The following is a 13,225-nucleotide window of genomic DNA, read 5'->3' as shown; positions in this document are numbered from 1 at the left end:
ACCCGCCAGCGGTGACCGGTCGGCTCGCACGCCACCGTGACCCCGGCGAAGCCTTTCGCCGCGGCCTGCTTGCCCGCCCAGTCCAACGCCGCGCCCAGATCCCAGGCATGGCACCGGAAAGTCCTACGCGCCAACACCTTCGAGTCGTGGTCGGTGACCACGACCATCTGCTTCTTGTCCGCCAGATCGATGCCGACGATCGCGTTCGCGGATGGGACCAGCACCCGCAACCGAGCAAGCCGCGCGTTGCGGTTGCGATCACCACGGGACACACCGCTACCGTTACCCATGAACGTCCTCCTCCTGCGATGGGACACCAAGCCCGACAAGCGCATCAGGGGGACGTTCCTACGTCCTGCATCGACACGCAGAACGTCTTTCTATGCCGCTGTTCGGCATCGGGCCCTGGCAGACCGGTGTGGTCGTCGTGCTGGCGATCGTCGTCGCCATCCTGCTCAAGGGCGGTGGTTCACTGCTCACCCAGGCCGGCGGTACCGCAGTGCTCATCGCCACCCTGGAGCCGCCGGTACGTGAACTGTCCATTCCCCGCTTCGTCGACGCCGCGGTCGGAGGGCTGATCGGGCTGGCCGTTGGTCTGCTGTTGGTGCCCATCCACCCGCAACGGACGGTGCAGCGGCTGGCCGAACCGGTCCTCAATCCGGGGATGGCGGCCTTGCACGACCTGGCAGGCGCGGTACGCGCCCGTGATCTTGGTGAGGCCCAGGGAAGCCTGCGCCGGTTGCGAAACCTCGACTCCCGGCTGAACGCGCTGGACGAGGGGCTCGCCGCCGCCCAGGAGGTGGTGCGATTAGCGCCACTACGCTGGCGCGACCGCACTTCCCTGGCCTTCTATACCCAGGCCGTCCGGCATCTGGAGCGCAGCCTGCACAGCAGCCGGTCCGTCGCACGGCGACTCACGACAGCCCTGAAGGACGATGAACCGATACCTGAGGAGCTGCCGGCGGCCATCGACCTGCTGGCCGACAGCGCGCAGGCCCTGAGGTGCATGATTCGCGCCGACGACGAGCCCCACCGTTCGCGCGGGCAGATCCTGCGGGCCGTCGAGCTGGCCGGGCGGGCGCAGGGACGGTCGTCGGACTTCGACCGCCCGCACACCCACCGGTTGGGTTACTCCGGGCTGATCGCCGTCGGTGAGTTTCGGACGGCCGCACATGAGCTGCTCATCGCCAGCGGGCTGGACACCGAGGAAGCGGCAGAGCTGGTCAGGCGGGCGGTGGATGGGGACGAGCCGGACTAAACGGCAGGGGCTGCCCCGAACAGGCCGGCGGGCGCTGCGTGGTGACCCTCCTTGACGTGCGAGTAGTCGCGAGCCTCCGCCACCAACCCGACTTCGTCGAAGCGCAACACCGTGCAGCCGGAGATGGTCGTCGGTTGACCATTGACGTAGATCACGGACCAGTACTCGACGGCAGCCGCGTCACCGTCGATCTGCGGCTCGGCGAACCACACCTCCGCGGGGCGGGTCTCCTCGGCGAAGCACTCCTTCAGGTAGGTCCGAAGCCCGGAACGCCCGCGGTACGGGCGGAACATCGAGGCCCAGTGGTCGCCGTCCTCGCTCTGCAGGGCGGCGATCGCCTCGACGTCCCGGATCGGCCAGGCTTCGGTCCAGGTCCGGGCCCACCGCTGGGCCAACTCCCGAGTGTCCACGAACGTCTCCTTCGCCAACCGGTGTCCCGTGTCACCGCAGTGGTATCAGGAACCACTGACATCCCGTGAGGCCACGCGGCCTACTCCTGAGCCGTCAGCCGCGCGATCGCCTGGGCCAGGACCTTCGCCCGAGTCTCCGGGGTGCGAGCCTTGAGCAGCGGCAGGATCACGGCGTACCGGGCGGAGCGGCCGAGCCGTTCGAAGGCGGCGGTCGCACGGGGTTCGCCGGCCAGCGCGGCGGTGAGATCGGGCGGGACGGCGGCGGTGCGCTGTGGCTCGTACGCTGCCTCCCACCGTCCGTCCGCCTTGGCGGCGGCGACCTCCGCGAGGCCCGCGGGCCGCATCCGCCCGGCCGCCGTCAGTGCCTCGACCTTCGCCACGTTGACCTGCGACCACGAGCTCCGTGGCCGGCGGCGCGAGTACCGCTGGAGGAACGACACGTCGTCGAGGCCCCTGCGCTGACCGTCGATCCAGCCGTGGCAGAGGGCCACGTCGAGCGCGTCCACGATGGTGATCGAGGGGAGCCCCGAGTGCCGCTTGGCGATCCGCAGCCACGCCTCGCCCCGCACGTCGTGCTGCGCGGCGAGCCAGGACTCCCATGCCATGGCGTCGGCAAAGTCGAGCACGTCCACGTCACGCCGGCTTCCTGGACGAGAGGACGTCGAGGTAGTGCGGGTTGTTCATGACGCCCAGCACGTTGCCGAACGGGTCGACGACCGCGGCCGTGACGAACCCCTCGTCCCCGTGCGGTGTGATCGGCTGGTACTCCGTCGCGCCCATCGCCAGCAGTCGCTCGACGGTGGCGTGCAGGTCGTCGACGTGCCAGTGCATGACGGCGCCGCCGGGCCCGGTCGTGCCAGGCGGCGCGTACCTGCGGTCGATGATGCCCAGCTCTGCCTGGTAGTCGCCGATGCGGAACTCGGTGTAGGCGGGGCGTCCGTCGGGGCCGGCCCGCAGGAAGTAGGCCTCGATGCCCAGGAACTCCGCGTACCAGGCCGTCGCCGCTGCCACGTCGTCCGCCCAGATGTTGAGTGTGGCGAATCCTCGCAGGCTCATCAGGTGTCCCCTCGTCGATGGGTTCTGCGGCCACGCTATCGACGATTGCGGAAGCTGCGGTTCCGCAATGACGGGCACAGGCGAATGTGTGCCGGCGCCGTTTCCCGGGTAGTCGCCGCCGTCGGCGTTCCGGGGGGGACCAGCGTGGAAGGCTATCCGGGGGTAGGGGAGCACGGGCTGATCGGTGATCTGCAGACCGCAGCGCTGGTCAGCAAGGACGGCACGATCGACTGGTTCTGCGCGCCGCGCTTCGACTCGCCGAGCCTCTTCGGCGCCTTGCTGGACCGCCGCAAGGGCGGCCACTTCCAGCTCTCACCGGACGGCATCGCGTACACCAGCAAACAGCTCTACCTGCCCGGTACGGCGATCCTGATCACCCGCTTCCACAGCGCCGACGGTGTGGGCGAGCTGGTGGACTTCATGCCCGTCACCGGCGAGCAGGTCACCGACCGGCACCGGTTGGTCCGGCTGATCCGGATGGTCCGGGGGAGCATGCCGTTCCGCTTCGACTGCCGCCCCCGCTTCAACTACGGGCGAGATTCGTACGAGCTCGAAGTGCACCCGGAGGGCGACGTCTTCCGCAGTGCGACTCTGAACCTGACCCTAACCCCCTTCAAGAACACGGAACGGCTGATCGACGCCAGGGACATCCGGCGCGACGCGGAGGGTGTGTCCGCGATGTACACGCTGCACGTGGGGGACATCGGCGGCGTGGTCCTGGAGACCGCCTGCCCGCACGCGCCCCGAGCGCTCAGCATGGACGAGGCCTGCGAACTGCTCGCCGAGACCCGCGACTTCTGGCGGCGGTGGGTGGGCGGATCCCGCTACACGGGCCGCTGGAGGGAGATGGTCGAGCGGTCGGCGATGACGCTCAAGCTGATGACGTACGCCCCGACCGGCGCACTGGTCGCCGCGCCCACCGCGGGGCTGCCGGAGCAGGTCGGCGGGCCGCGGAACTGGGACTATCGCTTCACGTGGGTCCGGGACGCGTCCATCTCGGTGCACGCGCTACTCGGCCTGGGCTTCACCGACGAGGCCCGGAGGTATCTGTTCTGGCTCGAGGCGCGCATCCGCGACGCCACGAACGGCGATGTGCCCCTGCAGGTCATGTACCGGATCGACGGCTCACCGGACCTCGCCGAGGAGGTGCTGGACCACCTGGAGGGGTACCGCGGCTCGGCGCCGGTGCGGGTGGGCAACGACGCGGCGGGTCAGCTGCAACTCGACATCTACGGCGAGGCGCTCAACTCGTTGGAGTTCGCCGACCGGAACGGGCTGATCGCCCCGCACGAGGGTTGGCGGAAGGCCGCAGGGCTGATGGACTGGCTCTGCGAGAACTGGAACCAGCCCGAGGACGGCATCTGGGAGACCCGGTCCGGCCGGCAGGACTTCACCTACGGGCGGATGATGTGCTGGGTGGCGCTCGACCGCGCCATCCGCCTCGCGCACCGCCTCGGGCGGCCCGGCGACACCACCCGCTGGACGACCGAACGCAACGCCATCTACGAGCAGGTCATGGCGCGCGGTTTCCACACCGACCGTCGCGCGTTCGTGCAGCACTACCGCACGCACATCCTGGACGCGTCGCTGCTCGCGATGCCCACGGTCGGCTTCATCTCGCCGACCGACCCGATGTGGGAGTCGACGCTGCGGGCGATGGACGCCGAACTGGTCTCCGACAGTCTCGTCTACCGCTACGACCCGACCGCCTCGCCGGACGGCCTGGCGGGCACCGAGGGCACCTTCAGCATGTGCAGCTTCTGGTACGTCCAGGCCCTCGCGGACTCCGGACGGCTCGACGACGCACGGCTGACCTTCGAGAAGATGCTCACCTACAGCAGCTCACTGGGCCTCTACTCGGAGGAGATCGCCCCCGACGGTGAGCAGATCGGCAACTTCCCGCAGGCGTTCAGCCATCTCTCGCTGATCAGCACGGCGGTCCACCTCGACAATCTCCTCGACGATCAGCAATGACCACGACCGCCGGGTCAGAACAGGGTCAGGGGCTCGACCGGTATCGGTTCGGGTAGCGCGTCGAGTTCCGGTACGCGCGCTCGGACCTCATCGTGGAAGCGGCGGGCGAGCAGTGGCGCGTCGGCGTTGTCCGGGGTGTGGACGAACATCGTCGGTGAGCGCCCCTCGCGCAGCCATCCGGCGACGACGTCGACCCAGCGCTGCCACCCCTCGACCGTTCGCGTGGTGTCGTCGCGGCCGAGGTAGCGGACGATCGGCCGGTCGGTCAGCGCGAGCGAGCGGAGCGGCACCCGGGGCTTCTTGAGCCAGGCGTCCCGCTCCGCGTCGCTGGTGGGCGGGCTGGCGAAGAACGCGGTGGTGTCGAAGGGAACCCACTCCGCGGCCGCGGCGGTGAGGGTCTCCACCAGGAGCCGCGCCGCGCGGGGGTCGGTGAAGAACGCGGGATGGCGGACCTCGACGGCGTACCGGTGGGACCGGGGGAGCCGGCTCAGGAAGCGGCTCAGGGTCGGGACGTCGGCGGGCGAGAACGACCCCGGCAACTGGATCCACAGGGCATGGGCGCGTGGGCCGAGCGGCTCGATGGCGTCCAGGAAGGCGCGCAGCGGCTCGTCGGCACCGGTGAGCCGGCGTTCGTGGGTGACGATCTTGGGGAGCTTCAGGACGAACCGGAAGTCGGGATCCGTCTGCGCGGCCCAGGACGCCACGGTGTCCCGGGCCGGAGTCGCGTAGAACGTCGTGTTTCCCTCGACCGCGTCGCACCAACTGGCGTAGTGCCGTAGGCGCTCCTGTGGCGGAAGGGGATGCGCCAGCAGACGGCCCTGCCACGGCCTGTGGGTCCACATCGCGCATCCCACGTGTAGACGCACAGCCGCCCCCTTCCCAGGTGAACCGCCAGACCGGAGCCCACGGTAAACGACGCGCCCACCTGCCGCCGCTCGGCCTATCCGACGACCAGGTCGAGCGTCGCGAGCTGTGCCGGGTCGGCCACCACCTCGATGCCGATGATCCGGTCGGTGACGATGAAGCTGAGCGCGAGCCGGACACCTCCGCCGCGCTCCACGACCGCCCCTGGCAGGCCGTCGACGAACGCCGGCGTCGCTCCCTGGGCGCGGCCGTTGAAGAAGCCGGCGATGACGGCCGAGCCGTGCGTCTCGGCGGCCGAACCCATGCTCGCGGCCACCGGATCGGCGCGCATCACGACGTGCGGGTCGAGCAGACTGACCAGGTCGTCGAAGCGGCCCTCACGCGAGGCGGCGAGGAAGGCCTCGACCACTTGCCGCTGGCGGGCCGGGTCGGTCTCCCGAACCGTGCCGCCCTGGTGCACCCTGCGGCGTGCCCGGCTGGCGATCTGGCGGACGGCTGCGGGACTGCGGTCGACCACCGCGGCGATCTCCTCGAACGAGACCGCGAACATGTCGTGCAGGACGAGCACGAACCGTTCGGTCGGCGCGAGGATGTCCAGGACGACCAGGAGCGCCCGGCCGACCGACTCGGTCAGCATGGCCGCACGCTCCGGGTCGACCGGGGCGGCGTCGGTCGGGTCGGGCTCCGGTGCGGCGGTGTCCCATGGCTGCTCCGGATGGGCGGTGCGCGTTCGCAGCCGGTCCAGGCAGACCCGGCCGACCGTGGTCGTCAACCACCCGGGCAGGTTGTCGATGCCCGCGACATCGGCGCGACTGAGCCGCAACCAGGTGTCCTGGACGGCATCCTCGGCCTCCGCGTCGGAGCCCAGCATGCGGTGGGCGACCGCCCGTAGCCGCGAGCGGTTCTCCTCGAAGCGCCGGGCCAGCAGATCCGCCTCGATCATGACCTTCCCACCCCCGTGCACCTGGGCGTCCTGTGACCGCCGCCACATCTGTCACACCAGCGACGTGCCGGCCGACATCCCAGTGACAGCCGGGGACGTCGTACCGCGACGCACGCCGGGCAGCCTAACAAGACGGGACGACCGACATGATCATCGAACCGCGCATCCAGAACCCCGCCGGTCTGCTGCCGGACGCCGTGAAGGCGATCAACCTGCTCTACCGGGCCGCCCACTCGGCCGGGGTGCCGGGCAGCACTCTGGAGCTGGTGCACCTGCGGGCCAGCCAGATCAACGGGTGCGGCCCGTGCGTCGACGCCGGCGCCCGGGGCGCCCGGAAGGCGGGGGAGACCGAGGAGCGGCTGTTCGCGGTGGCCGCCTGGCGGGAGACCCCGTACTTCACCGAGGCGGAGCGGGCGGCGCTCGCGCTCGCGGAGGCCGCCACCCGGCTCGCCGACCAGGCCGACGCTGTGCCCGACGCCATCTGGGCTGAGGCGGCACGGCACTTCGGCGAGAAGGAGCTCGCGGCGATCGTGCTCTGGGTGGCAACGACCAACTTCTTCAACCGGATCAATGTCACCACGCGGCAGCTGGCCCCGCAGAACTGGGGCTGACAGACGCCGAGCCTGATCGCCTGATGCTCAGCAGTCGCCGAGCGGCTGCCGAGCATCAGGTGGTCGAGGGTGCGTTGGTCGTCAACTTGAGGTTGACGATGAGGATGCGTCAACCTATGGTTGACGCATGACGGATCCTCTCCAGATGACCAATCCGGTTCGCCTCGACGACCTGATCCAGGCGATCAAGAAGGCGCACACCGACGCGCTCGACCAGCTCACCGACGCGGTGATCGCCGCCGACCACCTGGGTGACGTGGCCGACCACCTGATCGGTCACTTCGTCGACCAGGCCCGGCGCTCGGGCGCCTCCTGGACCGACATCGGCCGCAGCATGGGGGTCAGCAAGCAGGCCGCGCAGAAGCGCTTCGTGCCGAAGGCCTCGACCGACGCGGCGGCCCTCGACCCGAACGCCGGCTTCGGGCGGTTCACTACCCGGGCCCGCAACGTCGTGGTCGCCTCGCAGGAGGAAGCCCGCGCCAGCGGCCACGCCGAAATCGGCCCCGAACACCTGGTGCTGGGCCTGCTGGCCGAGCCGGACGGGCTGGCGGCCAAGGTGATGGCTGGTCGAGGCGCCTCCCCGGAGGCGGTGCGGGAGGCGGTGGGTGCCGCCCTACCGCCCCCGGCCGACCAGGTCCCGGACCTCATCCCGTACGACGCGCGCGGCAAGAAGGCCCTGGAGCTGACCTTCCGGGAGGCGCTGCGGCTCGGGCACAACTACATCGGCACCGAGCACATCCTGCTCGCCCTGCTGGAGCAGGAGGATGGCGCGGGTGTGCTGACCGACCTCGGCCTGGAGAAGGCGACCGTCGAGGCCGACCTGGCCGCCGCCCTCGCCGCGGCCGTCGCGCAGAAGTGACCTCCCGCGATCAGGGCGTCGGGAAGCCGTAACGCAGGGCGTGCTCCGGATCGGCAGGGTCGATCTGGCGCACGCCCGCGTCGGCGAGGCGCTTGTTGACCTCGTCGAGCTGCTCGCGCACCAGTCGGGCCTCCTCCTCGGTGACCCGTCCCCGGTGCGGCTTGCCGGCGTGCTCCAGCGTGCCGTAGTCGATCCTCTCGGCGCTCTTGCGGGCCTTCGGCGGGCGGACCCGCTCGGCCGTCTTCAGCAGCTGCGCCATCGGCACGTCGGTCGCCATCGCGTCGAACTCGCTGGCGGTCAGCACCACCCGGCGCGGCTCGCCGCCGCCGTGCCGGTCGTGGATCTCGACCACCGCGACGTCCAGCGCGGCGTCGTCGATGTTCTCCACCTCGGCCGGGGTGGCGTCCAGTTGCACGGGCCCGGCGACCAGGTCCGGGTGCTCCAGGACGACGACGCGGACCACCTCGTCGTCGTCCTGCAGGACCGTACCGGTGAAGTCGGAGACGTGGATCGTCTTCTTGCCCATGCGCGGAGCTTCTCCTGTCGTAGGCCGGGGTGCCGGACCAGAAGAAATTACCCGACAGGTGTGCGAATTCCAGCGCTGGACGGCCCGGGTGTGTCGCAACCGGGTGCGGACCGGGTCAGCGGGTGTTGAGGCCTCGCCGGCTGGAGCTGCCGGCCGGCAACTTGTTCAGCACCGCCCACGGCACGGCCCGCGCGACACCCGTCGTGCGGGTCCCGCGGTACCGCGGCTGGGCCGGGAAACGTCCGGCGGCCTCCGCTGCCCGCCAGAGTCGCTCGGGGTCCTGCTGGTAGCGGTCGTTCGGCTGAATCGGCATGACCATACCGTCCCAAACAAAGGTGTCCATGTATGGAAATACCTATGACGGTCGATCAGTCTGACTGGTTCCGGGTCGTGGCGAAATGATCCGCGTCGCTGGATTTGATACCCCCTGGGGGTATGCGATGCCGAGCATGGAGAACGCGAATCCCACCCGTCTGGCCATCGCCGCGACCCTGCACTGCCTCACCGGCTGCGCCATCGGTGAGGTGCTCGGCATGGTCGTCGGCACCGCGCTCGGCTGGTCCGACCCGGCCACCATCGCCCTCGCCGTCGCGCTGGCGTTCCTCTTCGGCTACGCGTTGACGGTTCGCCCGGTGCTCCGTTCCGGCCTGCCGCTGGCGCGGGCGATCCGGGTGGCCCTGGTCGCCGACACGGTCAGCATCGCCGTGATGGAGCTGGTGGACAACGGGGTCATGCTCGCCGTGCCGGGCGCCATGCGGGCCGGCCTCACCGACCCGCTGTTCTGGGGCAGCCTGGCCGGCGCTTTGGCGGTGGCCTTCGTGGTCACGGTGCCGGTGAACCGGGCCCTGATCGTCCGCGGGAGGGGCCACGCGGCGGTGCACCAGCACCACCACGGCGGACATCACCCCAACGCTCCGGCGGCGTCGTAGGGATCGTCCGCCCGCCGAGGCGGCCCGGCGTACGGTGATCCACGACGGGCCGGCTGACGGGGGAGGTGCACGTGCTCGACCGACGGCTCCAGCTGCACCTGGCCACCTGGCTCGGCCAGTGGCCGGCCCCCGCGGGGCTGCACGTGATCGCCTCGCACCGCCGGGCGAAACCGGCCTGGGATGGCCGGCTGCGCCCGGCGCTCGCCGTGGACACCGGGCAGAGCGCCGTGCTCTCCGTGCCGCCGGACCGGTTGGCGGCGAGCCGCGCTCTGGCCCGCCATACGCCGAACCGGCTGCTTGCGGCGCTGCCGGAGACCGTCGGGCTGCCCGACTGGTGCGTGCACGACGGCCCCTTCCGGTGGACCCTGGCTCCCGCGCCGCTGTCCGACGTGGGGGAGTGGACCGAGTCGACGGCCCCCGGGCTGCCGCCCTGGCTGCGGCTGTTCGACCAGCCGGTGCTGGTGGTCCGCGACCCGGACGGCAACTACCTGGCCGGGGCCGGGATAAAGCGGCACGACGCGTACGGGCACGAGCTGGCCATCGGCACCGTGCCCGCCGCGCGTGGTCGCGGTCTCGCCCGCCGGCTGGCGGCGCAGGCGGCCCGGCGGGTGCTCGACGACGGCGCGGTGCCCACCTACCTGCACGAGCGCGACAACCACGCCTCGGCCCGGGTCGCGGAGGCAGCCGGCTTCCCGGACCGGGGCTGGCGTGCCTACGGGGTCTATCCGCGCTGAGGCTGCCGTCGCAGGGCGCGGACCGTGGATCCCGGGCCGGATCCACGGTCCGCAACCTTCCCCCAGGTCCCGGTTGACGGGTGACCGGCCGCGCGGTGAACGGGCCGGTACGTGCCGATCACGCTACGTATCGAGCGGGCTCGGTGCAAGGTGCGAGCTGTCGGTTCGGAGTGTCGAATAGCGGACTTGACCTGGATCGGAGCTCATCGAGTGCTCGGTGAGGCGTGGTCACGCAGAGTGCAGATTGGCCTGCCTCAGCCCGCCAGGCCGAGTGCCTCTGCCGCCGCCCGACCGTTGGCGTGGCTCGCGCCGTACGTGGTGACGAAGGCGCGTACGCCGGCCGGGCGCCACTGCGCGGGCCAGCCCATCTCCACCACGGTCACCGGATGCTCCGCGGCCAGCCCGGCGATCAGCTCCGGGCCGCCGGGCAGCCGGTGCAGGTGCCGCCCGACCAGCACGATCGGCCGGTCACCGGCCAGCTCGCGCAGCGTCGCCCTGTCGGTCTCGGCGGCGATCACCCGGATCTCCTGCACACCGTCCAGGTGCGGGCCGAGGCCCCAGGGCACCCGCCCCTCGGCGATGGTGGACTCGGTGTGCAGCTGCACCACCAGCGGCCGGCCCAGGCCGGTGAGGATCCCATCCACCTGGACCGCCCGGCGCGCCGCCGCGTACCCCAGATCGGTTTCGGGGCTGGCCGGCGTCTCGCCGGCGGTCCGGGTCCAGGCGGCGAGCGCGGCGGCGCGGCCGGCCGCCTCCTCGACGCGGGCGGTGGCCAGACGGTCGTCGGTGAGCGCGTCGACGATCTCGGTGACCACCCGCTCGACCAGCTCCGCGTCGACCTTCGCGCCGATACAGAGCAGGTCGGCGCCGGCCGCCAGGGCCCGCACCGCCGCGGGGCCCACGCCGCCGGCCGCCACTGCCGCGCCCTTCATCTCCAGCGCGTCGGTGATGACGGTGCCGGTGAAGCCGTACTCGGTGCGCAGCAGGTCGACGAGGACGGCCCGGCTGAAGGTGGCCGGACCGGTGCCGGTCAGCGCCGGCACCCGGATGTGCGCGGTCATCACCGCGCGCGCCCCGGCGGCGACGACCGCGGCGAACGGCGGCAGGTCCCGCTGGCGCAGCAGGGCCAGTGGAACGTCCACGGTGGGCAACTCGTGGTGGGAGTCGGTGACGGTGGCGCCGTGGCCGGGGAAGTGCTTGGCGCAGGCGGCGACACCGGCGGCCTGCAGGCCGGCCACGGCGGCGGCCGAGTGGGCGGCCACCCGCACCGGGTCCGCGCCGAACGACCGGGTGCCGATCACCGGGTTGTCGTCGGCGCTGTTCACGTCCACCGTCGGGGCGAGGTTGACGTTGATGCCGAGGTCGGCCAGCTCGGTGCCGATCGCCTGGTAGACCCGTCGGGTGAGCGCCACGTCGCCGATCGCGCCGAGGGCGGCGTTGCCGGGGTACGGGCTGCCGGTGGCATGGGCCAGCCGGGTCACGTCGCCACCCTCCTCGTCGATGGCGATCAACACGTCCGCCCGGCCGGCGCGCAGCGCGGCGGTGCTCGCCGCCACCTGGGACGGGTCGTGCACGTTGGTGCCGAACAGGGTGTGCCCGGCCAGCCCGTCGGACACCAGGTCGACGGCCCAGTCCGGGGGGACCGGTCCCGGGTACGCGGCGAGCAGCGTGCCGAGCGCGAGCCGGCGCAGTCCTGGATCGAGCCCCACGTGATCTCCCCCTTCGGTGCCCACGGGTACGAATGTCGTACCGGCAGTGGTCGTCGCCCTGCCGGGTCGGCCGAGCGCTCCGCCTCCGGGTGGCCGATACGCTACGGCTACCCGTTCGCAGGTCGGTTTACAGTTAGCAAAGTTTACTAAAACTAGAGGACGTGGCATGAGTGCGACCCGGCTGCCCGGCACCCCCCGCCTGTTGCGGGCGCTCAACGACCGTGCCGCGCTGGAACTGCTCCTCGAGCGGGGGCCTCTCACCCGGGCCAGGCTCGGTGAGCTGACCGGGCTGTCCAAGGTCACCGCCTCCCAGTTGGTCGAGCGACTGGAGGAGCGTGGCCTGGTCACCCGGGTCGGTGAGCAGGCCGGCGGGCGCGGCCCGAACGCGCAGCTCTACGCGGTACGCCCGGGCAGCGCACACGTGGTCGGTGTCGACGTCGGGCCGGACCGGGTGGTGGCCGCCTGCGCCGACATCACCGGTGCCGTGATCGGCCGGGTGGAACAGTCCACCCGGGACACCGACGACCCGGTGGGCGTGGTGCACAACGCCGTGGTGCAGGCCGCGAGCAGCGCCCAAGCGCAGCTGAGCAGCGTACGGCGGATCGTGCTCGGCACGCCCGGTCTGGTCGACCCGCACACCGGCGACATCACCTTCGCCTTCAACCTGCCGCGCTGGCACAGCGGCCTGCTCGCCGCCCTGCGCGACGACCTGCACACTCCGGTGGTCTTCGAGAACGACGTCAACCTGGCCGCGGTGGCCGAGGCGCAGTCCGGCGCCGCGCAGGGACTGGCCGATTTCGTGCTGGTCTGGGTGGGCGCCGGCGTCGGTTTGGCGATCATGCTGGGTGGGCGGCTGCACCACGGCAGCAGCGGCGCGGCCGGTGAGATCGGCTACCTGCCGGTGCCCGGAGCGCCCATCCCGCGTGACGTCTCCCGTCGCGCCAAGCCGGCCTTCCAGCAGTTGATCGGCGGGGACTCGGTTCGCGCGGTGGCACGCGAGCACGGCTACCCGGACACCGACGCCGCCGACGCGGTCCGCGCGGCCGTCGCGGCCGGCGACGCCGGCGCCCCGATGCTCGACGAACTCGCCCGCCGGCTCGCGCTCGGTGTGGCCAGCACCTGCGTGGTGCTCGACCCGCCGCTGGTCGTGCTCGCCGGGGAGGTCGGCCAGGCCGGCGGCGCCGCGCTCGCCGACCGGGTGCAGCACGAGGTCGCAGCGATCACCCTGGTGCGGCCCCGGGTGGTGCCCACGGGGCTGACCGAGGAGCCGATCCTGCGCGGTGCGCTGCGCACCGCACTGGACGCCGTCCGCGACGAGGTGTTCGGCTCCACCGTCGGCTGAGCCCGCTGGG

The 13,225-nt window shown here is 71.6% G+C and carries 16 protein-coding genes; 7 read left to right on the top strand and 9 right to left on the bottom strand.

From position 1 onward, the window contains the following. Window positions 1-290 (bottom strand): hypothetical protein (locus tag ACWD5O_RS13035; protein ID WP_450085376.1); only part of this gene is annotated, 290 nt, incomplete at its 3' end. A gap of 92 nt (window positions 291-382) precedes the next feature. Between ACWD5O_RS13035 and ACWD5O_RS13030 the strand changes: the two genes are divergently transcribed. Beyond that, window positions 383-1,258 (top strand): FUSC family protein, encoded by an 876-nt coding sequence (locus ACWD5O_RS13030; protein WP_450085375.1) that lies wholly within the window; start codon window positions 383-385, stop codon window positions 1,256-1,258. Here the strand turns inward: ACWD5O_RS13030 and ACWD5O_RS13025 are convergent. The 3 genes from ACWD5O_RS13025 to ACWD5O_RS13015 all read right to left on the bottom strand — a co-directional run bounded on the left by ACWD5O_RS13025 (window position 1,255) and on the right by ACWD5O_RS13015 (window position 2,724). After that, window positions 1,255-1,668, bottom strand: coding sequence for a nuclear transport factor 2 family protein (locus tag ACWD5O_RS13025; protein ID WP_450085374.1), 414 nt, complete (start codon window positions 1,666-1,668; stop codon window positions 1,255-1,257). The two genes, ACWD5O_RS13030 and ACWD5O_RS13025, sit on opposite strands and share 4 nt — an antisense overlap. A gap of 80 nt (window positions 1,669-1,748) precedes the next feature. Beyond that, on the bottom strand, window positions 1,749-2,300 hold the full coding sequence (locus ACWD5O_RS13020; RefSeq protein WP_450085373.1) for a YdeI/OmpD-associated family protein: 552 nt from the start codon (window positions 2,298-2,300) through the stop codon (window positions 1,749-1,751). A 1-nt stretch (window position 2,301) separates the two neighbouring features. Continuing rightward, on the bottom strand, window positions 2,302-2,724 hold the full coding sequence (locus ACWD5O_RS13015) for a VOC family protein (RefSeq protein WP_354967053.1): 423 nt from the start codon (window positions 2,722-2,724) through the stop codon (window positions 2,302-2,304). Window positions 2,725-2,868: 144 nt separating this feature from the next. Here ACWD5O_RS13015 and ACWD5O_RS13010 point away from each other — a divergent pair, with 144 nt between their 5' ends. Then, window positions 2,869-4,698, top strand: coding sequence for a glycoside hydrolase family 15 protein (locus ACWD5O_RS13010; RefSeq protein ID WP_450085372.1), 1,830 nt, complete (start codon window positions 2,869-2,871; stop codon window positions 4,696-4,698). A gap of 14 nt (window positions 4,699-4,712) precedes the next feature. On the opposite strand, the gene ACWD5O_RS13005 is transcribed toward ACWD5O_RS13010, so the two are convergent. Both ACWD5O_RS13005 and ACWD5O_RS13000 read right to left on the bottom strand, forming a co-directional pair. Beyond that, on the bottom strand, window positions 4,713-5,540 hold the full coding sequence (locus ACWD5O_RS13005; protein ID WP_450085371.1) for a DUF72 domain-containing protein: 828 nt from the start codon (window positions 5,538-5,540) through the stop codon (window positions 4,713-4,715). A gap of 98 nt (window positions 5,541-5,638) precedes the next feature. Beyond that, on the bottom strand, window positions 5,639-6,505 hold the full coding sequence (locus ACWD5O_RS13000; RefSeq protein WP_450085370.1) for a sigma-70 family RNA polymerase sigma factor: 867 nt from the start codon (window positions 6,503-6,505) through the stop codon (window positions 5,639-5,641). 146 nt (window positions 6,506-6,651) lie between these two features. Here ACWD5O_RS13000 and ACWD5O_RS12995 point away from each other — a divergent pair, with 146 nt between their 5' ends. Further along, window positions 6,652-7,116 carry a carboxymuconolactone decarboxylase family protein gene (locus ACWD5O_RS12995; RefSeq protein WP_354967049.1) on the top strand — a complete coding sequence of 155 codons (465 nt, stop codon included), beginning with the start codon at window positions 6,652-6,654 and terminating at the stop codon, window positions 7,114-7,116. 127 nt (window positions 7,117-7,243) lie between these two features. Next, entirely contained in the window at window positions 7,244-7,975 is a 732-nt protein-coding gene (locus ACWD5O_RS12990) for a Clp protease N-terminal domain-containing protein (protein ID WP_450005290.1), read from the top strand. 10 nt (window positions 7,976-7,985) lie between these two features. Here ACWD5O_RS12990 and ACWD5O_RS12985 read toward each other — a convergent pair whose 3' ends face one another. Beyond that, complete coding sequence (locus ACWD5O_RS12985) at window positions 7,986-8,501, bottom strand: hypothetical protein (RefSeq protein WP_450005289.1); 516 nt, start codon at window positions 8,499-8,501, stop codon at window positions 7,986-7,988. 115 nt (window positions 8,502-8,616) lie between these two features. Beyond that, window positions 8,617-8,814, bottom strand: coding sequence for a DNA repair protein (locus ACWD5O_RS12980; RefSeq protein WP_354967046.1), 198 nt, complete (start codon window positions 8,812-8,814; stop codon window positions 8,617-8,619). A 136-nt stretch (window positions 8,815-8,950) separates the two neighbouring features. On the opposite strand from ACWD5O_RS12980, the gene ACWD5O_RS12975 reads away from it, so the two are divergent. Together ACWD5O_RS12975 and ACWD5O_RS12970 are read left to right on the top strand one after the other, a co-directional pair. Beyond that, complete coding sequence (locus ACWD5O_RS12975) at window positions 8,951-9,430, top strand: DUF4396 domain-containing protein (protein ID WP_450005288.1); 480 nt, start codon at window positions 8,951-8,953, stop codon at window positions 9,428-9,430. Window positions 9,431-9,501: 71 nt separating this feature from the next. Next, window positions 9,502-10,164: a GNAT family N-acetyltransferase gene (locus ACWD5O_RS12970; RefSeq protein ID WP_450085369.1), complete on the top strand. Its 663-nt coding sequence runs from the start codon at window positions 9,502-9,504 to the stop codon at window positions 10,162-10,164. 254 nt (window positions 10,165-10,418) lie between these two features. Here the strand turns inward: ACWD5O_RS12970 and ACWD5O_RS12965 are convergent, their stop codons facing one another. Continuing rightward, window positions 10,419-11,873, bottom strand: a complete 1,455-nt coding sequence (locus ACWD5O_RS12965) for a glycoside hydrolase family 3 N-terminal domain-containing protein (protein WP_354967043.1) — start codon at window positions 11,871-11,873, stop codon at window positions 10,419-10,421. 166 nt (window positions 11,874-12,039) lie between these two features. Between ACWD5O_RS12965 and ACWD5O_RS12960 the strand changes: the two genes are divergently transcribed. Next, window positions 12,040-13,215 carry an ROK family transcriptional regulator gene (locus ACWD5O_RS12960; protein ID WP_450085368.1) on the top strand — a complete coding sequence of 392 codons (1,176 nt, stop codon included), beginning with the start codon at window positions 12,040-12,042 and terminating at the stop codon, window positions 13,213-13,215. Window positions 13,216-13,225: the final 10 nt, after the last annotated feature.

This window comes from Micromonospora sp. NPDC005161, assembly GCF_053599855.1.
Note: the sequence above shows the minus strand (reverse complement) of the source record. Positions and strands in the feature narration are given on the sequence as shown.

Bases quoted from the DNA above. Each gene is read 5' to 3' on its own strand.
- ACWD5O_RS13000 (WP_450085370.1), bottom strand. From the start codon at position 6,505: ATGATCGAGGCGGATCTGCTGGCCCGGCGCTTCGAGGAGAACCGCTCG.
- ACWD5O_RS12985 (WP_450005289.1), bottom strand. From the start codon at position 8,501: ATGGGCAAGAAGACGATCCACGTCTCCGACTTCACCGGTACGGTCCTG.
- ACWD5O_RS12995 (WP_354967049.1), top strand. From the start codon at position 6,652: ATGATCATCGAACCGCGCATCCAGAACCCCGCCGGTCTGCTGCCGGAC.
- ACWD5O_RS13005 (WP_450085371.1), bottom strand. From the start codon at position 5,540: ATGTGGACCCACAGGCCGTGGCAGGGCCGTCTGCTGGCGCATCCCCTT.
- ACWD5O_RS13015 (WP_354967053.1), bottom strand. From the start codon at position 2,724: ATGAGCCTGCGAGGATTCGCCACACTCAACATCTGGGCGGACGACGTG.
- ACWD5O_RS13030 (WP_450085375.1), top strand. From the start codon at position 383: ATGCCGCTGTTCGGCATCGGGCCCTGGCAGACCGGTGTGGTCGTCGTG.
- ACWD5O_RS12980 (WP_354967046.1), bottom strand. From the start codon at position 8,814: ATGCCGATTCAGCCGAACGACCGCTACCAGCAGGACCCCGAGCGACTC.
- ACWD5O_RS12960 (WP_450085368.1), top strand. From the start codon at position 12,040: ATGAGTGCGACCCGGCTGCCCGGCACCCCCCGCCTGTTGCGGGCGCTC.
- ACWD5O_RS12990 (WP_450005290.1), top strand. From the start codon at position 7,244: ATGACGGATCCTCTCCAGATGACCAATCCGGTTCGCCTCGACGACCTG.
- ACWD5O_RS12975 (WP_450005288.1), top strand. From the start codon at position 8,951: ATGGAGAACGCGAATCCCACCCGTCTGGCCATCGCCGCGACCCTGCAC.